This window comes from Variovorax sp. TLI9-5A (assembly GCF_056867935.1).
The window spans coordinates 1,815,764-1,837,809 of sequence record NZ_CP200310.1 but is presented as its reverse complement, the minus strand read 5'-3'; the positions used below and the strand labels follow the sequence as shown (position 1 = coordinate 1,837,809).

General features: G+C 66.7%; 18 protein-coding genes. 8 read left to right on the top strand and 10 right to left on the bottom strand.

Annotated elements, in window-relative coordinates; genetic code table 11:
- The first annotated feature begins 24 nt into the window (after positions 1-24).
- The 8 genes from AC1VNX_RS09000 to fliR all read left to right on the top strand — a co-directional run bounded on the left by AC1VNX_RS09000 (position 25) and on the right by fliR (position 5,902).
- Positions 25-1,458 (top strand): flagellar hook-length control protein FliK, encoded by a 1,434-nt coding sequence (locus AC1VNX_RS09000; protein WP_483156383.1) that lies wholly within the window; start codon positions 25-27, stop codon positions 1,456-1,458.
- 165 nt (positions 1,459-1,623) lie between these two features.
- On the top strand, positions 1,624-2,136 hold the full coding sequence (gene fliL, locus AC1VNX_RS08995; RefSeq protein ID WP_483156382.1) for a flagellar basal body-associated protein FliL: 513 nt from the start codon (positions 1,624-1,626) through the stop codon (positions 2,134-2,136).
- Positions 2,137-2,172: 36 nt separating this feature from the next.
- Positions 2,173-3,171 carry a flagellar motor switch protein FliM gene (gene fliM / locus AC1VNX_RS08990; RefSeq protein WP_483156381.1) on the top strand — a complete coding sequence of 333 codons (999 nt, stop codon included), beginning with the start codon at positions 2,173-2,175 and terminating at the stop codon, positions 3,169-3,171.
- Positions 3,164-3,616 (top strand): flagellar motor switch protein FliN, encoded by a 453-nt coding sequence (gene fliN, locus AC1VNX_RS08985; protein ID WP_483156380.1) that lies wholly within the window; start codon positions 3,164-3,166, stop codon positions 3,614-3,616. The genes fliM and fliN overlap by 8 nt, the downstream gene beginning before the upstream one ends.
- On the top strand, positions 3,613-4,047 hold the full coding sequence (fliO, locus tag AC1VNX_RS08980; RefSeq protein WP_483156379.1) for a flagellar biosynthetic protein FliO: 435 nt from the start codon (positions 3,613-3,615) through the stop codon (positions 4,045-4,047). Before fliN ends, fliO begins: the two co-directional genes overlap by 4 nt.
- The gene (gene fliP, locus AC1VNX_RS08975; RefSeq protein WP_260319401.1) at positions 4,044-4,805 is read left to right on the top strand and encodes a flagellar type III secretion system pore protein FliP; all 762 of its coding nucleotides are present in this window, start codon (positions 4,044-4,046) and stop codon (positions 4,803-4,805) included. The genes fliO and fliP overlap by 4 nt, the downstream gene beginning before the upstream one ends.
- Positions 4,806-4,818: 13 nt before the next feature.
- A complete protein-coding gene (gene fliQ, locus AC1VNX_RS08970; RefSeq protein ID WP_483156378.1) occupies positions 4,819-5,088 on the top strand; it encodes a flagellar biosynthesis protein FliQ in 270 nt (89 codons plus the stop codon).
- A gap of 28 nt (positions 5,089-5,116) precedes the next feature.
- Positions 5,117-5,902: a flagellar biosynthetic protein FliR gene (gene fliR, locus AC1VNX_RS08965; RefSeq protein WP_483161916.1), complete on the top strand. Its 786-nt coding sequence runs from the start codon at positions 5,117-5,119 to the stop codon at positions 5,900-5,902.
- Positions 5,903-5,914: 12 nt separating this feature from the next.
- On the opposite strand, the gene AC1VNX_RS08960 is transcribed toward fliR, so the two are convergent.
- The 10 genes from AC1VNX_RS08960 to AC1VNX_RS08915 all read right to left on the bottom strand — a co-directional run bounded on the left by AC1VNX_RS08960 (position 5,915) and on the right by AC1VNX_RS08915 (position 22,011).
- The gene (locus AC1VNX_RS08960) at positions 5,915-6,952 is read right to left on the bottom strand and encodes a GGDEF domain-containing protein (protein WP_483156377.1); all 1,038 of its coding nucleotides are present in this window, start codon (positions 6,950-6,952) and stop codon (positions 5,915-5,917) included.
- A gap of 78 nt (positions 6,953-7,030) precedes the next feature.
- Positions 7,031-9,094 (bottom strand): EAL domain-containing protein, encoded by a 2,064-nt coding sequence (locus tag AC1VNX_RS08955; protein ID WP_483156376.1) that lies wholly within the window; start codon positions 9,092-9,094, stop codon positions 7,031-7,033.
- Positions 9,095-9,191: 97 nt separating this feature from the next.
- Positions 9,192-10,400 (bottom strand): flagellar hook-associated protein FlgL, encoded by a 1,209-nt coding sequence (gene flgL, locus AC1VNX_RS08950; RefSeq protein ID WP_483156375.1) that lies wholly within the window; start codon positions 10,398-10,400, stop codon positions 9,192-9,194.
- A gap of 57 nt (positions 10,401-10,457) precedes the next feature.
- Positions 10,458-12,422, bottom strand: coding sequence for a flagellar hook-associated protein FlgK (flgK, locus tag AC1VNX_RS08945; protein ID WP_483156374.1), 1,965 nt, complete (start codon positions 12,420-12,422; stop codon positions 10,458-10,460).
- A gap of 106 nt (positions 12,423-12,528) precedes the next feature.
- Entirely contained in the window at positions 12,529-14,244 is a 1,716-nt protein-coding gene (locus AC1VNX_RS08940) for a methyl-accepting chemotaxis protein (protein ID WP_483156373.1), read from the bottom strand.
- Positions 14,245-14,264: 20 nt separating this feature from the next.
- Positions 14,265-15,983: a methyl-accepting chemotaxis protein gene (locus tag AC1VNX_RS08935; RefSeq protein ID WP_483161914.1), complete on the bottom strand. Its 1,719-nt coding sequence runs from the start codon at positions 15,981-15,983 to the stop codon at positions 14,265-14,267.
- 59 nt (positions 15,984-16,042) lie between these two features.
- On the bottom strand, positions 16,043-18,124 hold the full coding sequence (locus AC1VNX_RS08930) for a methyl-accepting chemotaxis protein (RefSeq protein WP_483156372.1): 2,082 nt from the start codon (positions 18,122-18,124) through the stop codon (positions 16,043-16,045).
- Between the two features lie 17 nt (positions 18,125-18,141).
- The gene (locus AC1VNX_RS08925; RefSeq protein ID WP_483156371.1) at positions 18,142-19,863 is read right to left on the bottom strand and encodes a methyl-accepting chemotaxis protein; all 1,722 of its coding nucleotides are present in this window, start codon (positions 19,861-19,863) and stop codon (positions 18,142-18,144) included.
- Between the two features lie 23 nt (positions 19,864-19,886).
- Positions 19,887-21,488: a methyl-accepting chemotaxis protein gene (locus AC1VNX_RS08920; RefSeq protein WP_483156370.1), complete on the bottom strand. Its 1,602-nt coding sequence runs from the start codon at positions 21,486-21,488 to the stop codon at positions 19,887-19,889.
- Between the two features lie 64 nt (positions 21,489-21,552).
- Positions 21,553-22,011, bottom strand: coding sequence for a chemotaxis protein CheW (locus AC1VNX_RS08915; RefSeq protein WP_483161912.1), 459 nt, complete (start codon positions 22,009-22,011; stop codon positions 21,553-21,555).
- Positions 22,012-22,046 lie beyond the last annotated feature (35 nt).

The window sequence follows — 22,046 nt, the reverse complement described above, 5'->3', positions numbered from 1 at the left end:
CACGCAGGAACCGACATGCCTCCCATGATCATGCCCCCCGTCACGACGAATGCCGCCGTCCAGCCCGCCGCCGCGCAGACCGCCTCGCGCGGGCGCGACGCGGACGACGCGCAGGGCCTCAGCTTCGGCGCGGCGCTGGAGCGCTCGCGCGCCAACGGCGGCAACCATGCCGACACGGCCGCCAAGGACGGTATCTCGGATGCCGCCACCGTCGACCGCAAGGCGGCGCGCAAGCCCGGCGCGGATGAAGACACGAAGAGCGAAGACACCCCGCTCGCCGATCCGAACCTCGCCTTTCTCGCGCAGGCGAACACGCCGCTGCACGCATTGACGCTCGTGGGCCGCTCGGCGGCACAGGCTGGCGAAGGCGAGGCCGGCGCGCTTGCGAAGACGGCGCCCGCCGATGCCACGGCCGACGTCGCGCTGGCCCCGGCCTTGCAGGCGCTTTCGGCGAAGGCCGCAGCCGGCACGGCCACCGGCGCCACCGACGCCCAGGACACGACCGAGGCCGCCGTCGCCGCCAAGGCAGCGAAGGAAACTGCCGCCCAGAAGCCCCCCGCAGCCGCCGCGCAGGCCGCACCGCTGCAGGCGGACGCAGCGCCCGCCGGATCGCTGCACGACGCCGCCCGCGCCGCCATCGCGGCACAGACCATGGCCGTCGGGTTCGCGAAGCCGGTGTCCGCCCCCGCAGGCCCCTCCGTGGGCACCGCCGCAACGGGTCGTGGCGTCACATCGCGCGCACCCGTGAGCGCAACCGCCGCCGAGCAGCTTGCGAGCGCGGCGCAACCTGCGGCGGCCACCGATGCGCAGGCAGCCAAGGCCGCTGTCGCCGCGAGCCCGGCGGTCACCGCAGCCGACGGCGCGGACGCGCAGGCCACGGTGGACCCCGTCGTGCTGCAGCAGCCGGCTTCGGTGACGGCATCTCCCCCGGATCGCGCAGACGACACCACGGCAGCCGCACGCACTCCGGCACACACCATCGCACCCGAAGTCGGCAGCGACAAATGGGCGCCGGCCCTGGGCCAGCAGCTGCTGCGCATGAGCGCCAGCGGGCACCACACGGCCGAGCTCAACCTGAACCCGGCCGGCCTGGGTCCGCTCAAGGTCACGCTGTCGATGGGCGACAACCAGGCGCAGGCGATGTTCGTCTCGGCGCACGAGAGCGTGCGCAAGGCCGTGGAGGCCGCGCTGCCGCAGTTGCGCAATTCGCTGTCGGAGCAGGGCATCACGCTGGGCCAGGCCTCGGTCGGCGCGGAGACGCGCCAGCCCAGCGGCAACGACGCCGCCTTCGCGCAGCAACAGCAGCAGAGCCAGCAGCAGAACGCCGCGCGGCAGCAGGCCACGGCCTCCTACCCCGGCACCGACCGTGCGACGGCCAATGCGCCGGCCGCGCCCGTCGCCGCCGCACGCCCCGCCGCTGCCGCCAACTCGCGCTCCGGCGTGGACACCTTCGCTTGACGCAAAGGCACGCAGCAACACACCTTCGCCTCCGCCCCCGCGACGCCGCCACCCTGAACGGCGCCTTGCAATGAACGGATATGAAACGCCTTTGTGCGCTTGTTCGGCCGTTCGTCCGCGAGGGACTTCGAAAAGAATAGACCGGACAAGAAAAACCGCTTCACCATGGCTCCCCCAACATCTGTCGCAAATGCCGCACCGGCCTCCGCCTCGCTGCCGCCCCCGCGCCGCTCACCGAAGCTGCTGATCGGGATCGTGCTGGCCGTCGGCCTTCTCGCCGCGGCCGGCGCCGCCGCATACGTCTTCCTGCCCCGCTTCACGGGCGCCGCCTCCGCGGAGACGACCAAGCCGCCGGTTCCCGAGAAGCCCATCTTCGTCATGCTCGACCCGCTGACTGTGAACCTGCAGTCCGAAGGCCGCAGCCGCTTCCTGCAGATCGGCATGGCCCTGCGCGTTCGCGACGAACATGCCAAGGCGCAGATCGTCGAGTTCATGCCCGAGCTGCGCAGCCGGCTGCTGGTGCACCTGTCGAACCGCGCGCCCGAATCGCTGGTCACGCCGGAAGACAAGGCCAGGCTGGCCGAGGAAATCCGCACCGCGCTGAACGCACCGCTGACGCCCGAAACGCCCGAGCTGGGCATCTCCAGCGTCTCGTTCAACATCTTCGTCGTGCAGTGAGCACCACGTCACCTTCCTCCGGACGACAAGCGATCCATGGCGTATGAACAGGTGCTCTCGCAGGACGAGGTCGATGCGCTGCTGCAAGGCGTCACCGGCGACGTCGACCAGGCGCCCCCTCCCCCACCGCCGAAGGACGGGCTGCCCGCCTACGACCTCGGTGCGCCCGACCGCGTGGTGCGCAACCGCATGCACACGCTGGAGGTCATCAACGACCGATTCGCGCGCGGCCTGCGCAGCGCGCTTCTGAACTTCATGCGGCGCAGCCCCGACATCTCGGTGGGGCCGGTGCAGATCCAGCAGTTCGGCGAGTTCGTGCGGCACCTGCCGGTGCCCGCGAACATCAACATGATCCACATGAAGCCGCTGCGCGGCACCGCCCTCTTCGTGTTCGACCCGAAGCTGGTGTTCCTCGTGGTGGACAACCTCTTCGGCAGCGACGGGCGCTACCACGTGCGCGTGGAAGGCCGCGACTTCACGCGCACCGAGCAGCGCATCATCAAGCGCCTGCTCGACCTGTCGCTGCAGTGCTATGGCGACGCGTGGCAGCCGGTGTTCCCGCTCGATTTCGACTACGTGCGCGCGGAGATGCACGGCAAGCTCGCCAACATCGTCGCGCCCAACGAGGTGGTGATCAACACCACGCTGCAGATCGAGTTCGGCCCCATCGGCGGCTTCCTGCATGTGTGCCTGCCCTACTCGATGATCGAGCCGATCCGCGACCTCTTGTCCAACCCGATCCAGGACGAGGTCGAGGTCGACAAGCGCTGGGTCACGCAGATGTCGCGCCAGATGCAGTCCGCCGACGTGGAACTGGTGGCCGACTTCGTGACCATGCCCTCGACCATCGGCGAGGTGATGAAGCTGCGCGTCGGCGACGTGATTCCCATCGAGCTGCCGGAAACGGTCGTCGCCAAGGTGGGCGGCGTGCCGGTGATGGAGTGCGGCTACGGCACCTCCAACGAACGCTATGCACTGCGCGTGCAGAACATGATCACCCATCAAGACAGCGACCTGAAGAACGAACATGACTGACAACACCTCTTCCGCCGGCAGCGAAGCGGACGACTGGGCCAGCGCGCTGGCCGAGCAGACGGCCGCCACTGCCGCAACCGCAGCACCGGCTCCCGCCGTGGCACCCGCCACCGCGCAGGTCTTCCAGCAGATCCAGGACGCTCCCGCCGCCGCGCCCGTGCCGGCCGGCAGCACCACGCCGGTGGACATCGCGCGCGTGCTCGACGTGCCTGTGCAGCTCACCGCAGAGATCGGCCGCACGCGCATCACCATCAAGAACCTGCTGCAGCTGTCGCAGGGCTCGGTGGTGGAGCTCGACGGCCTGGCCGGCCAGCCGCTGGACGTTCTGATCAACGGCTACCTGATCGCGCAGGGCGAGGTGGTGGTGGTGAACGAGAAGTACGGCATCCGCCTGACCGACATCGTCACGCCCTCCGAGCGCATGCAGAAGCTCGCACGGGCATGAGCCTTCCCACCGTGCCCACACCCGTCCACGAAGTGGCGCCGGCCGCCGTCGGCGCCTCGGGCCTGCTGCAGGCGGGCTTCGGCATGGCGATGGTGGTCGGCCTGATCTTCCTGTGCGCCTGGCTGGCGCGGCGCTTCGGCCTCCAGCGGCTGGGCGGCGGCCACCTGGTGAAGGTGGTTTCGAGCGCTGCCGTCGGTCAGCGCGAGCGCGTGGTGGTGGTCGAAGTGGCCGACACCTGGCTGGTGCTGGGCGTCACCCCGAGCCAGGTCAATACGCTGCACACGCTGCCGGCGCAGGCCCAGCCCCACACGCAGGCCGGCGCGGCAATGGCATCGGCGCCTGCGACCCCCGTCGAACTCTTTGCCCGCAAGCTGCGCGAATCGCTCACCGGCAAGACGCAGCAGCCACGGCAACAACACCCCGCCCCATGACCCGCCCCGCATTGCGCCGCGGCCTGCGCGCCGCGCTGCTGCTGCTCGCCGCCGCCCTGGTGCCCGCAGCCGCCTGGACACAAGGCCTGCCCGGCATCACCAGCACACCCGGCCCCGGCGGCAGCCAGACCTGGTCGCTGAGCGTGCAGACCATGGTGCTGCTGACCTCGCTCACCTTCCTGCCCGCGCTGCTGCTGTCGATGACCAGCTTCACGCGCATCCTCATCGTGCTGGGCTTGCTGCGCACCGCCATCGGCACGCAGACCTCGCCGCCCAACCAGATCCTGGTGGGGCTGTCGCTGTTCCTCACCTTCTTCGTGATGGCGCCGGTGCTCGACAAGGCCTACGACGAGGCCTACAAGCCCTTCTCCGAAAACAGGATCAGTGCCGAGAAGGCCATGGAGCGCGGCATCGCGCCCTTCAAGACCTTCATGCTCAAGCAGACCCGAGAGAGCGACCTCGCACTCTTCGCGCGGCTCGCCAAGGTGCCCGAAATGCAGGGGCCCGAAGACGTGCCGCTGCGCATCCTGCTGCCTTCCTTCGTCATCAGCGAGCTGAAGACGGCCTTCCAGATCGGCTTCACCATCTTCATTCCCTTTCTCATCATCGACCTCGTGGTGGCGAGCGTGCTGATGTCCATGGGCATGATGATGGTGCCGCCGGCGTCCATCGCGCTGCCCTTCAAGCTGATGCTCTTCGTGCTGGCCGACGGCTGGCAACTGCTCATCGGCGCGCTGGCGCAGAGCTTCTACCTCTAGGGCCCGCGCAGAGATGACCCCCGAATCCGTCATGACCATGGGCCACCGGGCCATGGAAATCTCGCTGCTGATCGGCGCGCCGCTGCTGCTGGTGGCGCTGATCATCGGCCTGATCGTGAGCATCTTCCAGGCCGCCACGCAGATCAACGAGGCCACGCTCTCCTTCATTCCGAAGCTGCTCGCGGTGTTCGCGACGCTCGTGGTCGCGGGCCCGTGGATGCTCGACCGCATGCTGGACTACATGCGCGCGCTGTTCGCGGGCATTCCGCAGCTGCTGGCCTGACGCGGTCCGGGCCAACGTGACGCCGTCGATCATTTCGGTCACCTCGGCGCAGCTCGAGGGCTGGATCGTCGCCTTTCTCTGGCCCTTCGTGCGCATGCTCGCACTGGTGAGCACCGCGCCCGTCTTCGGCGAGCCCTGGGTGCCGCGCCCGGTGAAGGTGGCCATGGCCGCGATGCTGGCGTTCGTGGTCTCGCCCACCATCGGGCCGCTGCCCGCCGTGCCGGTGGTGTCCGTGGGCGGCGTCTGGATCATCATGCAGCAGGTGCTGGTCGGCGCGGCCATGGGCTTCAGCATGCGCCTGGTGTTCACGGCCGTGCTGGCGGCCGGCGAGTACATCGGGCTGCAGATGGGCCTGTCCTTCGCCTCCTTCTTCGACCCGATGAGCCACGGCAGCACCATGGTGGTGGCGCGGCTGCTCAACATGCTGGCGATGCTGATCTTCCTGGCGCTCGACGGGCACCTGCTGATGCTGAACGCGCTGGCCGAGAGCTTCCACACCCTGCCCGTGGCCGATGCGCCGCTGGCTTCCGGCGGCTGGATGTTCCTGGTGCTGGGCGGGGGCGAGATCTTCGCGAGCGGGCTGATGCTGTCGCTGCCGCTCATCACCGCCCTGCTCACGCTGAACCTGGCCATGGGCATCCTGAACCGCGCCTCGCCGCAGTTCAGCATCTTCGCGGTGGGCTTTCCGCTGACGCTGCTGGCGGGCATCTTCATGCTGCAGCTGCTGATGCCGAACCTCGGCGCCTTCCTGGAGCCGCGCTTCGTGCAGGGCATCGCCGGCATGCTGCGCTTCACGCAGGGCCTGCGGCCCTGATGGGGCGCGAATTCAGTTGGCCGCGCCATGCAGGACGAACCGGTCCTTGCCCAGGCGCTTGGCTTCGTAGAGCGCAACGTCGGCTTCGCGGATCAGCACGGAAGGAGCGCGCTGCCGCCCCTCGCCCGATATGCCCACGCTCACCGTGACGGGCCGGCCCTCGATGCGTATGACGCGCACCTGCTCCAGGATCCGGCTCGCCACCGCCTGCGCATGCCTCTCGCCTCCGCCATCCAGCATGATGCCGAACTCCTCTCCGCCCAGCCTGCCGAATGCATTCCCGATGGCGACCTCCCTGAGCACGGCCGCGATCCGCTGCAGGGCCAGATCTCCCATCGCATGGCCGAAGTCGTCGTTGATCTTCTTGAAGTCGTCCACGTCGATCATCAGGAAGCATCCTTTGCCGAGCCGGCCTTGCTCATGAATGCTCTGGATGTCGCCCAGAAGCTTGCGGCGGTTGTTCATGTCCGTGAGCACGTCTTTGTATGCGAGCTGCTCGAGCTCCTGGCGCAGCCGCAGGCTCTCGCGGTGCAGCTTCGCGAAGATGACGTGCATGAGCAGGCCCATGGTGATGGTCCCGCAAGGCATCAGCAGAGTCCAGCCGGGATCCAGGCCATGGGGAGTTCCGACCCAGTCGCCTCCTCCCATGATCAGCCATGCACCCCCGCTCGCCAACGCCGACAGACTCAATCGGGAGAAGAGCGGCGCGCCCACGACCGAGACGATCACGCCCATGGAAACCGCCCAGACCTGGCGATCGGGACTCTCCGACATGAGCATGGAGAAACCCAGGCTCAGCAGCCACACGGAGATGATCGAGAAGAACGAGAGAAATCGGGTCGCGCAGCTCCCGGCGATGCACAGGGCCACGCTGCATGCGAGCAGCGCCATTTGCCAGGTCACGTACCGGTAGCCCGGGTCCGCCAGCCACCATGCCGCACCCCAGAACATGAGCCCGATCACCTGGGTCCCCACGGAGATCGGCTTGATGAGCCGGAGAAAGTCCTCCAGCCGGGCCCGTTCGTCGATGGATTGGAAGCTGACGATCATGATCGGGTATCTGCAACCTGGTGGTTCACGCCGCTCGAGCCGTTCAATGGCGCGCGAGGGGATGGCAGTCCTTTCTTCTCAGGCTCGTACGGGCATCGGGCTCTTCAGTGTTCCATCCGCGCAGAACGCGCCCTTTCGCCGAGCCATCTGGATCAGCGCCTCCATGGAGATCGCCTTGGAGAACAGGTAGCCCTGGCCGAAGAGCACCCCCATCTCCAGCAGCAGCGCCGACTGGGCTTCCGTCTCCACGCCCTCCGCGACCAGCGTGGCGTTGTAGCGCGTCGCGCTTTCGAGCGCGAGGGACACGGCCTCGCGCATGCGCGGCTGGTCGATGCGCGAGATCATGCTGTGGTCGATCTTCACCTCCGAGAACGGAATGGTGGCCAGCGTCGTCAGCGCGGAGTAGCCGGTTCCGAAGTCGTCCAGGGAGAGCCCGACCCCCGCGCGCTGCAGCACGACGATGTTGGTGCGTACCGTCTCCACGTCGGGCACGTGGCCGCTTTCCGTGATCTCGATGAAAAGCAGCCGGGGCGGAACGCTCAGCAGATCGAGAAACGCCAGCACGCGATCGCCGAAACGCGGCAGGGTCAGGGTGGTCGCCGAGATGTTGACGGCCAGCGGTATCGGATAGCCGGCGGCAACGCAGCGCTTGATGTCCCGCGCCACGACTTCCAGCGTGCACCATTCGAGCTGCGACAGGAGCTGGTGGCGGGTCGCGATCTCGATCACGTAGGGCGGCGGCAGCGGCTGGTCCTTCATGGATCGCGCCCGCAGCAGGGCCTCCGCGCCGCACACATGGCGCGTCATCAGGTGGAACTTCGGCTGGTACTGCATGGGCGGGTTCGCCGTGCGGATCCAGTCGATCAGCAGGCGCCGGACATCCTCGTCCCTGTCGGACTGCTCCGCGAACGACGAATGGAAGTAGCGGACCATCTGCTCGTTGCTCTGCAACGCGAGGCTCAGGTCACGCAGGATCGAGGAGACATTCACCTGCGAGCCCATGCGGACGTTCGAGATGCCGATGCGCAGCTGCAGCTGCATGTAGGCGATGTGGGTGGTACGAAGCGTCGCCACCACCTCGGCCTGCACCCGCGGCGCCATCTGCTCCCGCTCCATCCATTCGAGCGACGCCCCCTGCAGCACCACGGTCAGGGAGAGGTCGCTCAGCTGGAAGCTGTGGGGGCGGAAGGCTTCGAGATTCTGGCCCGCCTGCCCCTTGGTGAGGTTGCTGGAAAGCTGCCCCCAGAAGTGGTCCGTCCAGTCGTGGCCGAGGGCGCGAACCATGTCCTTGAGGTTCGCGACCTGGAAGGTCATCAGCACGTGCTGCCTGGGGTCGGCCTCCAGCAGCCTGTCGAGAAACTCGCTGAGCGCGCGCCGGTTGGGAAGCCCGGTCAGCAGGTTGGTGCGCGACATGGCCAATGCGCGGGCGCGCGACTCCCTTTCGCGTGCATCCCTGCGCAGCAGGGCGAGCATGCACCCGATGATCACCAGCGACAGCGCGCAACCGAGGATGCGCAGCGCGAAGACCCGTGCGTTGATCATGGTGGGAACCAGCTCGAGAACCTGGATCAGTCCGCTCGAGAGCACGGAGAACAGCACTCGCACGAGCCATGCGTTGCGTATGTCGCGCCAGCCGAAGGACGAGATCGGCTTGTGGCCGAGGCGGTAGTGCATGACGATGCCGCCAAGCACCAGCATGGACATGTCGAGCAGGAAGGCCGGCGCCTGGTGAGTCCCGCCGAAAAGGAACCTTGCGCCCACGATCAATGCCCAGCCGATCGCGCCGCCCCGCCATCCGCCCAGCAGGCCCGCCATGAAAAGCAGGTCGGAGCCGATGTACGGCTTGGACGGCAGGTTCATCAGCTGGAACGCCATCGCGATGAGGACGAACCCGGTCAGGCCCATCGTCCAGCCGTAGAAGCTCGCGCGCGAATGCAGCACCGCTTCGGATGGCTTCGACAGCATCAGCACCAGGCTGAAGACGCCCAGCAATGCCGCCGACTGCATCAGAAGGATGGGATAGTTGACCAGCTCAGCCTTCCACGCGGAAAGAACGAATTCCCACACGCTCGTGCTCCCAGGTTTTCGTATCACGCTGCCCGTGCCCGCGCGGACGGTCACGAACTCCTTGCGCCTGCGCATGCTGCCCTGCGCGGCGACTACCCTTTCTCGCTACCGGCCCTGACGATCTGGGAGTTGTTGTTTCGTCGACTCTCGGGCCAGGTGCCGGCGGACCCGGCTACAGATAGTTGAACAACGAAATGCTGTTGAGCTTGGCGAAGGTCATCTGCGTGGCCTGCAGCGAAGTCTGCCGCTGGTAGAACTCCGCGATCGCGCTGTACGGGTCGAGGTCTTCGATGGAAGACATGTACGACTGCTCCTGCAGCTTGCGTGCCGCGCCGCCCGAATCCAGCGCGTCGATCTCGCTCTGGCGCGAGCCCACCGACGACAGCACGGTGAGCACGTTGTCGTGCGCGTTCGTCACCTTCACGTTGGCGGTGCTCAGTGCGTTCTGCAGCCTGGCCTGGGCGGCCGCGCCGCCCGTGAGCGGGGTGCGCAGCGCGCTCACCAGCTCACCGATGGCCGCGAACACGTCGGTGCCGGCGTTCTGCGCGGTGGACACGTCGAAGCTGTCGCCCGCCGCCGGCGTGCCGGTGAACTTGATCTGGACACCGCCGAAGGAAATGGGCGTGCCCGCCGAGATCGGGCCGGTGGCCGCGACGACCGGCGGCGTGTCCTTGGTCGTCACCGTGTAGTCGGTGGCGCTGAAGGTGATGGTGAAGTCCTTGCCGTAGTTCGGCGCGGTGGCGTCGGTCACGCTCACCGTGCTGAACACGCCGGTGCCGGTGTTGCTTGCGGCGCCCGAGGCCACGTAGCCCGCGCCGCCCTGCACCGACTGGAAGATGGTGCGGCCGTCGTCCGAAGTGGGCATCTGGCGCGCCACGTCGACCTGCATCAGCCGCTGGCCCTGGTCGCCCACGTACTGCACGCCGCCGCCGGTCGTGGCCACGAAGGGCGGCGAGCCGCTCTTGAAGCCCGCGAACAGGTACTGGCCGTTGCCGTCGTCGGTATTGGCCACGCCCACGAGCTGGTCGTAGGCGCTCTGGATGGTGGTCGCCAGCGATGCGCGGTCTGCGTCCGAGATCGTGCCATTGCCCGCCGCCACGGTGAGCGTCTTGATGTTCTGCAGGATCGAGGTCACCGAGTTGAGCGCGTTCTCCTCGGTGGACAGCGACAGCGCAGCGCGCTGGCGGCTGGTGGCGTACTGCGAGATCTCCGACAGCGACTGGCTGACGCCCAGCGAGCGCGCCGCGCCCACCGGATCGTCGCCGGCGCTGAGGAACTTGGAGTTGGTCGCCAGCTGCTGCTGGACCCTGAACAGCTTCTGCTGCTGCTGGCCCATGGCCAGCACGTTCTGTTCGTAGAAGGATTGGGAGCTGATGCGCATCGCTTTGCCTGCCTTGCCTTGTTTCTTGTCTGCCCTTGGTGAGACCCGCTATCGGGCTCAGCCCCGGATGCCGAGGATGGTGTCGAAGATGGTCGACGCGGTCTGGATCACCTTCGCGTTGGCCTGGTACATCTGCTGGAACATCAGCAGGTTGGCGGTTTCCTCGTCCTGCACCACGCCGGAGATGCCCTGCTGGCTGGCCTTGATCTGGCTGGTGACGCTGTCCTGCGTGGTGGCCGCCACCTTGATGGCCATGGCGCGGTTGCCCACTTCGCTGACGATCTGCGAATACGCGCCGTTGAAGGTCGCGGTGCCGTTGGCCATGGTGGTCTTGCGCTGCAGCGCGCCCAGCAGCAGCGCGTTGCTGCCGTCGGAGACACCGGCCGTGTTCTTGCCGATGGTGAAGGTGTCGCCCTGCGCGGGCGCACCGGTCATGCTGACGGTGACGCCGTCGAAGCTCATCTTCGCGCCGGCAGTGTAGGGCACGGGCGCGCCGGCCGCATAGGTGGTGGAGGTGCCGTTGGCCAGCGTGACCGTCACGGGCGAGGTGGCGGGAAAGCCCGTGAGGTTGCCGGTGGTGGCGTCGAAGCTCAGCGTGACGGTGCCGGCCAGCGGCGTCGCGGGGTAGCTCGCGTCCACGGTGGCGGCGCCCAGCGCGCCGCTGCCCTTGTTGCCGGCGGTGTTGCCGGTGACGATAGGCGAGGCGGCGGCCACCTTGGCCGGGTCGCGCGTCACCACGTCGAGGTCGCGCGCACCGGTGCGCGTGGGCTGGATCAGGAACGAGTCGCCGGCCTGCGCCGTGCCGCTGGCGGCCGAGAGGCTCACGCCGTCGAAGGTAATAGGGAAGGTTGTGAAGCTGCCCATCGAGGTCTTGTCCGAGAGCCGGGTGACCGTGTAGGTGAGCGTGCCCGCCACGTCGGTGACGGCCACGCCGTAGTCGCTGGTGGTGAGCTGCGACGCGTTGGTGAGCGTGGCGTTGAGTTCGAGGTTGCCCGCGTTCTTCGCGTTGGAGAGCGCGACCGGCACGGACTGCGTGAAGAAGTCCTTGCCCAGCGCGCCGCTCAGGTCCACGCCCAGCTTGTGCTGCGCGTTCACCGAGTCGGCCACCGACATGGCGAGCCGGCCGATGGCGTTCTGCGTGGGAATGAGAGTGTCGTTGCGGAAGGACAGCAGGCCGCCGAGCACGCCGCCGGTGATGACGCCGTCGGGCAGCTCGGAAGTGTTGCCGGCGAAGCCCTGCAGGGCCACGGCCTTGCGCGTCGGGTCGGCGGCCGAGTTCACCGCGGCCATGGTGGCGGCGTAGTCGCCCACCACCAGCGACTGGCCGGTGGCGATGAACACGTTGTACTTGCCGTTGTCCTGCTGCAGCACCTTCACGTCGACCACCTGGCTCAGCTGGCTCACGAGCTGGTCGCGCTGGTCGAGCAGGTCGTTGGGCGGCTGGCCGCCGGCCATGGCGCTGATCTGGCTGATCTGGTTGTTCAGGCTGGCGATCTTGCTGGCGAAGGTGTTGATCTGATCGACGCTGCCGACGATCTGGTCGTTGACGGAGGAGTTCAGGTCCGACAGGTACTGGTCGGTCGCGCGGAACTTGTTGGCCAGCGCCTGCGCCGAGCTGATCATCTGCTGGCGGGCGGCCGGGTCGGCCGGCGTGTTGGCCACGCCCTGGACGCTGGTGAAGAAGCTCTGCATCAGCGGCGCGATGCCCGAGGTCTTGTCGGCCAGCAGCGTGTCGATGCGGTTGACCTGCGTGCCGTTGGTGGCGAGCGCCGCCGAGGCCGACTGCGCGATGGAGAGCTGCGCCGTCAGGTAGCGGTCGTAGCTGCGCGAGATGGTCGAGACGTTGGCGCCCGAGCCGATGAAGCCCGAGCCGCTGGAGAGGGCCGTGCCGGTGGCGATTTCGGCGACCTGGCGGCTGTAGCCGGCGGTGTACGCGTTGGCCGTGTTGTGGGCCGTGGTCATCAGCGCGGTGCGTGCAACGCCGAGGCCGCTCAGACCCGTGTAGAACAAACTTCCGGACATATGGCTTTACCTGTCGATGAGGTGTGAGAGTTGGAGTGGCACCGATCGCGTCGGCGCCTCAGCGTCTATATCGGCAGCGGCCGCCGAAAGTTGAGGGCCGGGCCGGTCAGAACTCGGTCCAGTCGCCCTTGGCATCGCCGGCCATGGCCAACTGCGGTGCTGCCTTGGGTTCCTTGCGCGTGGGCAAAGCCTTGGCCGGTCGCTTCGGCGCCGGTTTGGCGGGCTTCGGGATCGGCGTGATGTGCGTGAAGCCGGGGCGCACGGTGGCGACGGCGTTGGCGTCGAGCTTGAAGATGCTCACTGCGCGCACCAGGCTGCCGGCCTGTTCCTGCAGCGATTGCGCCGCTGCCGAAGCCTCCTCGACCAGCGCCGCGTTCTGCTGCGTGACCTGATCCATCTGTGTGATCGCCTGGTTGATCTGCTCGATGCCCGAGGTCTGCTCCTGGCTGGCTGCGGTGATCTCGCCCATGATGTCCGTCACCCGCTTCACGCTGCCCACGATCTCTTCCATCGTGCGGCCGGCCTCTTCGACCTGCTTGCTGCCTTCTTCGACTTTCTCTACAGAGTCGCCGATCAGGGTCTTGATTTCCTTGGCGGCTGCAGCGGAACGCTGAGCGAGGCTGCGGACTTCCGAAGCAACCACTGCGAAGCCGCGACCCTGCTCGCCGGCGCGGGCAGCTTCAACGGCTGCATTGAGCGCCAGGATGTTGGTCTGGAAGGCGATGCCGTCGATCACACCGATGATGTCCACGATCTTCTTGGACGACGCATTGATCGAGCCCATGGTGTCGACCACTTGCGAGACGACGCTACCGCCCTTGACCGCGACCTCGGAGGCCGACACGGCCAGCTGATTGGCCTGACGAGCGTTGTCCGCGTTCTGCTTCACGGTGGAAGTCAGCTCCTCCATCGACGCAGCGGTCTGCTCCAGCGAACTAGCCTGCTGCTCCGTGCGCGAAGACAAGTCCTGGTTGCCCGAGGCAATCTGCCCCGAAGCCGTCGCAATCGTCTCGGTCCCTTCACGCACCTCACCGACCACCTTCGCCAGGCTCGCGTTCATCTCGCGCAGCGCATGCATCAGCTTGCCCGTCTCGTCGCGGCTTTCCACCGTGATGTTCGAGCTCAGGTCGCCCGCCGCCACCGTCTGCGCGACTTCCACCGCATGGCCCAGCGGGCGCACGATACCCACCGTCAGACGCCACGCGAACAGCGCGCCCAGCACCAGCGCAATGACGGAAAGCACCAGCAGCGTTCTTTCGCCGGTCGTGTGGTCGGCATCGATGCCCTTGGCCAGCTCGTCGATGCGATCGCGCTGGTACGCGGCGAGCTTGCCCACGGCCTCCTCGTAGACGGCGAGCGCGGCTGCGAACTGCGTGTCGGCCATCACCATGGCCTCCTCGTCCTTCCCCTCGGCCTTGAGCTTGTTGATGTTCCCGACGAGCGCCAGCACCACGCTGCGCGGATCGGCGATGGCGGAATACAGCTTCTTCTCCTCGGGCGAGGTCAGCAGCTCCTCGAGCTTCTTCTGCACCGGGTTGATCTGCACCGACTTGTCGGCCCGCGCCTTCTCGAAGTAGGCAACCGACTTGGGGTCGGTCGACTTGACCATCGCGAAGGAGTTCACGATGGCCGGCCCCAGCAGAACGGACCACTGGTTGGCCAGCCGTTCCTTGACCAGCGCGCGCTGCATCAAGTCCTCCGTGGCCTTGCCCACGCTCGCCAGCCGCAGCATGCCGGTGACCGCGATGACCGCCATCAGGAGCAGAACGGCTGCAAAGCCGAGTCCCAGGCGGGTTCCGATTTTCAGATCCTTCAGGTTCATTTGACTTCCTCCTACGCGTTTCAGAATTCGGTCCAGTCGCCCTTGGCGTCACCGGCCATGGCGAGCTGTGGAGCGGCTGCGGGTTGATTGCGGGTGGGCAAGGCCTTGGCGGGGCGCTTCGGCGCGGGCTTTGCGGGCTTTGGAATCGGCGTGATGCGCGTGAACCCGGGGCGGATGCTGGCGACGGCATTGGCGTCGAGCTTGAAGACACTCACGGACTGGACGAGATTGCCGGCCTGTTCCTGCAGCGATTGCGCTGCTGCCGAAGCCTCTTCGACCAGCGCGGCGTTCTGCTGCGTGACCTGGTCCATCTGCGTGATCGCCTGGTTGATCTGCTCGATGCCTGAGGTCTGTTCCTGGCTGGCTGCCGTGATCTCGCCCATGATGTCCGTCACGCGCTTCACACTTCCGACGATCTCTTCCATCGTGCGGCCGGCTTCTTCCACCTGCTTGCTGCCCTCTTCGACCTTCTCTACCGAGTCGCCGATCAGGGTCTTGATTTCCTTGGCGGCTGCAGCGGAGCGCTGAGCGAGGCTGCGGACTTCCGAAGCAACCACTGCGAAGCCGCGACCCTGCTCGCCTGCACGAGCCGCTTCAACGGCTGCATTCAGCGCGAGGATGTTGGTCTGGAACGCGATGCCATCGATCACTCCGATGATGTCCACGATCTTCTTGGAAGACGCATTGATCGAGCCCATCGTGTCGACGACCTGGGACACGACGCTACCGCCCTTCACGGCCACTTCCGAGGCAGAGACAGCCAGCTGATTGGCTTGTCGGGCGTTGTCCGCGTTCTGCTTGACCGTCGAAGTCAGCTCCTCCATAGAAGCGGCCGTCTGCTCCAGCGAACTCGCCTGCTCTTCCGTACGCGACGAAAGATCCTGGTTGCCCGAAGCAATCTGCCCCGAAGCCGTCGCGATCGTGTCGGTACCGGTGCGCACCTCGCTGACGATCTTCACCAGGCTGTCGTTCATGCCCTTCAGCGCTTCCAGCAACTGCCCGGTCTCGTCCGTCGTCTGCGCCTCGATGTGGCTGGTGAGGTCGCCACCAGCCACCGATTGCGCGACCTTCACGGCCTCTTCCAGCGGGCGGGCGACGATGCGCGCGATCCACAGCGCCAGCCCCAGGCCCAGCGCCACGGCGCCCAGCAGCAGGCCCAGAACCCAGAGCCTGGCCTGCTGGTGAACGGCGTTCGCCGTCTCGCCCGCGCGGACGGCACCCGCCAGGTTCACCTGCGTCAGCTTGTCGAGCGCGGCATTCATCTCGCCGCTGAGCTGCTGAGACTTGCCGCGGATCATGGCACTGGCCTGATCGGTGTCCTGCGTGTGCGAGACGGCAACGATCTTCCTGTGCTCCAGCTCGTATTGCGCAAGAAGCTTCTCGAACACCGGGAAGACCTCGCGCTCCTCGGGCTCCGAGATGAGCCCGGCGTACACGCTGCGCTTCTTCTGCAGCGCCGCCCACGATTCGTCCATCGCCTTCTCGTAAGCGGCCATCTCGTTGAACGAACCCGAGAGGGCATGCGCCATTTCCTGCGAGCGATAGTTCGCCACCATGCCCTTGAGCTCCAGCAGCGAGCGCGTGGCCGGCAGCCAGTTGATCGAGAGGTCGATGGAGGTCTCGTGGACCTTGGCGAGCTGCATCATCGAAATCACGCCCAGGCATGCGGTGAGCATGAGAACGGCGACGAAAGACACGAGCAGCTTGGTCGCGATCTTGAGGTTGTAGAAGGCTTTGATGATCTTTTCCTTGGGGCCGGAGCCCGGTACGGTGTGTTTCTGGTTTTGCCCGGAGTTCGTCAGAATTCGCGCCAGTCGCCTGCACCGGCCACCGCCAGTTGCGGCCGCTCGGGCAACGACGGCTTGATGCGCGCGGCGGGCGGGCTTGCGGCCTGTGTCCGGGGCGTGGCTTGCCGGCCCGCGTCGAGCTTGAAGATGCTGACCGCGCGCACCAGGCTGGCAGCCTGCTCCTGCAGCGACTGGGCAGCGGCCGAGGCCTCTTCGACCAGCGCGGCGTTCTGCTGCGTGGCCTGGTCCATCTGCGTGATCGCCTGGTTGATCTGCTCGATGCCGGAGGTCTGCTCCTGGCTGGCCGCGCTGATCTCCCCGATGATGTCGGTCACGCGCCCGACACTGCCCACGATCTCTTCCATGGTCTTTCCGGCCTCACCCACCAGGGCAGTGCCTGCATCGACCTTGCCGACCGAGTCGTCGATCAGGCCCTTGATCTCCTTCGCGGCGGCAGCGGAGCGTTGAGCAAGACTGCGCACCTCGGAAGCCACGACTGCGAAGCCTTTGCCCTGCTCACCGGCGCGGGCCGCTTCGACCGCCGCATTCAGGGCGAGGATGTTGGTCTGGAAGGCGATGCCGTCGATCACGCCGGTGATATCCACGATCTTCTTCGACGAGGCATGGATCGAGGCCATCGTGTCCACCACCTGCCCGACCACGGCGCCGCCCTTGAGCGCCACTGCGGAGGCCGACAGCGCCAGCTGGTTGGCCTGCCGTGCGTTGTCGGCGTTCTGCTTGACGGTGCCGGTGAGTTCTTCCATCGACGCCGCCGTCTGTTCCAGGGAGCTCGCCTGCTCTTCCGTGCGCGACGAAAGGTCCTGGTTGCCGCTCGCGATCTGGCCCGAGGCGGTGGCGATGGCGTCGCTGCTGTCGCGCACACCGCCGACCACGCCGGCAAGGCTCTCGCGCATGTTCTCCACGGCGCGGGTGATCACGCCCATCTCGTCGCGGCGCTCCGAAGTCAGCCGGCGCGACAGGTCGCCCTGGCCGAGGGCCTGCACATGCTCGCTCAGCAGTCCCAGGGGGCGCACCGTGCGGCGGATGAAGACGATCAGCGCGGCGCCCAGCACCAGGGCGGCCAGCACGATGCAGGCGCCGATCCAGGCCATCTGGCGATAGAGCACCGCAAGCACTTCCGAAGCGGGAAGCTCGGCCACCACCAGCCAGCCCGTCGCATCGCTCCTGGCCACCGAGGCATAGCGCCGCTGGCCGTTCGCTGGCGCGAGAACCGGCTGCGCATCGTCGATCCACGTCGCATCCGGGGCCGCCGCGATCCGCGACAGCCAGCCGGCCGCATCCGCACCCGGCAGGAATTCGGACAGCTTCTTGCCGGCCGCCGACGGATGAAATACGAGCGTTGCCGCCTCGGCGCCACCGGCGGGGTTGACGATGTAGAGCCCGCCGGTGTCGAAGATCCGCGTCATCCCGACGGCTTCGCCGAAGGAGGCCTGCTGCCGGGAGATGTCCAGCCCTATATAGAGCACCGCGACGACGCGCCCGGCCGCATCGCGCACCGGCTCATAGACCGTCATGTACGGGCGGCCGAACAGCATGACGCGCCCCACGAAGCGCTTGCCTTCGCGCAGCACCGGATAGGCTCCGCTCTTGCGATCCAGCAGCGTTCCGACGGCCCGTTCGCCGCTTTCCTTCTTCACCGAGGTGGTGACGCGGCGGAATTCGTCGCCCTGCGCCACGAACACCGTGGCGTTGGCGCCGGGGAAGTCGCGCGCGAAAGCATCCACTTCCGCGATGCGCGCAGCGTCGACGGGCTTGCCGTCGCTGCTCAACGCGCCCTGCGCGGCCTCGTCCAGAACGAAGTCGGGCGCGAACTGGCGCCTGAAGACGCCGAAGGCATTCTCCGCAGTGAGGCGCATGGTCTGGTCGAAGATGTCCAGCGAGCGGGCGATGGCCTCTGCCTTGGCGTTGGCATACTGCGCGGCGCTGCGTTGCTGCTGCGCGGAAGCCATCGCGTAGAAGACCGCCAGCACCAGCGCAGCCACGAGCAGCATGCCCACGGCGGCGCCGAGGGTCATGGTGCGTGCCAGGGAGACAAAGGCGGGGTCGCGCCTCGCGGCGTTCGCGGTCTGCATGTGGGACAGCCTCTTGCTCAGAACTCGGTCCAGTCGCCCTTGGCGTCGCCTGCCACCGCGAGCTGCGGGGCAGCCGAGGGTTCCTTGCGCGTGGGCGAGGCCTTGGCGGGCTTCGGGATCGGCGTGATGCGCGTGAAGCCGGGGCGCACGGTGGCGACGGCGTTGGCGTCGAGCTTGAAGATGCTCACTGCGCGCACCAGGCTGCCGGCCTGTTCCTGCAGCGATTGCGCTGCTGCCGAAGCCTCTTCGACCAGCGCCGCGTTCTGCTGCGTGACCTGGTCCATCTGCGTGATCGCCTGGTTGATCTGCTCGATGCCTGAGGTCTGTTCCTGGCTGGCTGCCGTGATCTCGCCCATGATGTCCGTCACGCGCTTCACACTTCCGACGATCTCTTCCATCGTGCGGCCGGCCTCTTCGACCTGCTTGCTGCCTTCTTCGACCTTCTCTACCGAGTCGCCGATCAGGGTCTTGATTTCCTTGGCTGCTGCAGCGGATCGCTGAGCGAGGCTGCGGACTTCGGAGGCGACAACCGCAAAGCCACGGCCTTGTTCACCTGCACGAGCCGCTTCAACGGCTGCATTCAGCGCCAGGATGTTGGTCTGGAACGCGATGCCGTCGATCACACCGATGATGTCCACGATCTTCTTGGACGACGCATTGATCGAGCCCATGGTGTCGACCACCTGAGACACGACGCTACCGCCCTTCACGGCCACTTCCGAGGCAGAGACAGCCAGTTGGTTGGCCTGCCGAGCGTTGTCCGCGTTCTGCTTGACCGTCGAAGTCAGCTCCTCCATCGAAGCAGCCGTCTGCTCCAGCGAACTCGCCTGCTGCTCCGTGCGCGAAGACAAGTCCTGGTTGCCCGCCGCAATCTGCTCCGAGGCCTTGGCGATGGTGTCGCTCGAACCCTTGATCTCCAGGACGACCGACGTCAGCTGCGACTGCATCTTCTGGATGGAGCGCAACAAGCTGGCATCGTGCGCGGCGTCGGCCTCGACCGCCAGCGACAGATCGCCGCCGGCGATGCGGCCGACCACGTCGGCGGCGTACTGCGGCTCGCCGCCCAGCTGCCGCCCCATCAGGCGCGCCACCAGCACGCCCAGCCCGACGCTGACCACGATGCCGGCCAGCGCCAGAGCGAGCATCGTCAGCCTGGAGGTCTTGTAGGTTCCGTCGGCCTGCACCGCGCGCTCGAGGGCGAGATCCTTGCTGTGGGCGACCATGCGGCGCAGCACTTCTTCCAGCCCGCGCGACTCCTTCAGAAGGCGCGCGCTGTCCTCGCTCACCTGGCTGTCGAACTGGGTGCTGTCCAGTGGCTGCTTTTTCAGCAAGGCCACGAAATCGTTCATGTGTGCCGTCAGCGGCCCGATCAGTCCTTCGAACTGGCCGAACAGCTTCGCGCCCTCCTCGGTTTCGCCGAAGAAGGACTTGAGCTCGGCGGCGCGCGCCGCGAGGCTCTCGATGGACGCCTTGACCTCGTTCGCGCCTGCATTGCGTTCGCCGAGCGTGCTGGCCGACAGCAGCGTCATCTGCGCGCGGCTGGCATACAGCAGGTGGATGTTGGCTTCCTGCACGCCCTGCAGGGCACGAAGCTCGTTGGCGTAGAGCGCTTCGGTCGAAGCACTGATGCGCCCCATGTGAAAGATGCCGAGCGCACTCACGGCGGCACCTATTGCCGCGACCACGAGAAAGCTGAGGATCAGCCGGACGGTGACGCGAAGGTTCTGGAACCACTGCATTGTTTTGCCCTCTGTTCTTTTCTTCACGCCGCCGAAGCTGCGAACGCGAGCCGATGCGCCGGACTGGCAACGTCGCTGTCACCCAGGCGGAACACGCCGACCACCTGCGACAGGCTTCCGGCCTGCTCGCGAAGCGATTGCGCTGCCGCGGATGCTTCTTCGACCAGCGCGGCGTTCTGCTGCGTGACATGGTCCATCTGGGTGATCGCCTGGTTGATCTGTTCGATGCCCGAGGTCTGTTCCTGGCTCGCCGCCGTGATCTCGCCCATGATGTCCGTCACGCGCTTCACACTTCCGACGATCTCTTCCATCGTGCGGCCGGCTTCTTCCACCTGCTTGCTGCCCTCTTCGACCTTCTCTACCGAGTCGCCGATCAGGGTCTTGATTTCCTTGGCTGCTGCAGCGGAGCGTTGAGCGAGGCTGCGGACTTCCGAAGCAACCACCGCGAAGCCGCGCCCCTGCTCGCCTGCACGAGCCGCTTCAACGGCTGCATTCAGTGCCAGGATGTTGGTCTGGAAAGCGATGCCATCGATTACGCCGATGATGTCCACGATCTTCTTGGACGACGCATTGATCGAGCCCATGGTGTCGACGACCTGGGAAACGACGCTGCCACCTCTGACGGCGACTTCGGACGCGGACATGGCCAGCTGATTGGCCTGCCGCGCGTTGTCCGCGTTCTGCTTCACGGTCGAGGTCAGCTCTTCCATCGAAGCAGCCGTCTGCTCCAGCGAGCTGGCTTGCTCTTCGGTACGCGAGGAAAGATCCTGATTGCCCGAAGCAATCTGCCCCGAAGCCGTCGCGATCGTCTCGGTCCCTTCTCGCACTTCGCCCACCACCTTCGCCAGGTTGATGTTCATCTTCCTCAGTGCTTCCATCAGCTGTCCCGCCTCGTCGCGGCTTCGCACTTCGATGTTCGCGCTCAGGTCGCCAGCGGCCACCGTCTCGGCCACCTGAACGGCCTGCGCCAGCGGGCGCACGATGCTGCGCGAGATGAAGAACGCGAAGACACCGCCGCTGACCACGACCAGCACCGTCAGCAGCAGCTGCAGGTTGAAGCTGCGCGTGTTGGCCGCGTCGATGGCCTCGCTCATGTCGTCGATGGCCTTGCGCTCCAGCGAGAGCAAATCCAGCACACGGGTTTCATAGGCCTTGGCCGCCGGCTGGAAGACTTCCTTGAAGACGCGCGCAGTCGCCACCGTGTCACCGCCCGCCTTGGCCTTGCCCACGTCGTCCTTCGCGGTCTGGTACTTCGCGCGCAGTTCGAGGATGGACTTCAGGATCGCCTTCTCCTCGTCCGTCACCAGCAGCTTCTCGACCTTGGCGATGGTCTCGCTGCCCTTCTTCACGCTGTCGGAAATCACGTCGGCAAACACCACCGGCAGGCTCTCGTCGGTCGTGCGGGCGATCATCGACGTGCGGGCGATGGCCGAGTAGGTCAGCACGTACCAGTCGGAGATCAGCCTCTCCTTCGCCAGCGGGCTGTGCATCATGACCCGCGTGGCTTCCGCGTTGCTGCGCGAGGAGACCAGCGCGATGGCAGTCGAAACCACGGTCAGGCCGAGGACGATGGCGAAGGCCAGCGCCAGCCGGTTGCCGATGCGGAGGTTAGAGAGGAAGTTCATGGTGCAGGCGTTCAAGGGTGGAAGTTGGAAGCCGGGCCAGGCCTCGCGGCCATGACGCCGGGGCTCAGGCGGTGGCGGCGGCTTCGACCAGGCCCATCTCCTCGCTGGACATGAGCCGGTCGATATCCACCAGGATCAGCATCCGCTCTTCCAGCGTGCCAAGACCGATCAGGTAGTCCGCATCCAGCACCGAGCCCATCTCCGGCGCAGGCTTGATCTGCTCGCCCGTCAGCGTGATCACGTCCGACACGCTGTCCACCACCATTCCCACCACGCGACCGCCGATGTTCAGCACGATCACCACCGTGAACTGGTCGTACGTCGGCTCGCCCAGCTTGAACTTGATGCGCATGTCGATGATCGGAACGATGATTCCGCGAAGATTCACCACGCCCTTGATGTACTCCGGCGCGTTCGCGATCCGCGTCACCGCGTCGTACCCGCGCAGCTCCTGCACCTTCTGGATGTCTATGCCGTATTCCTCTTCGCCAAGCTTGAAGGTCACGACCTCCAGGCGGCTCATGCCAGTGGCGGCTGACGAGCCCGAGGCGGCCTGTT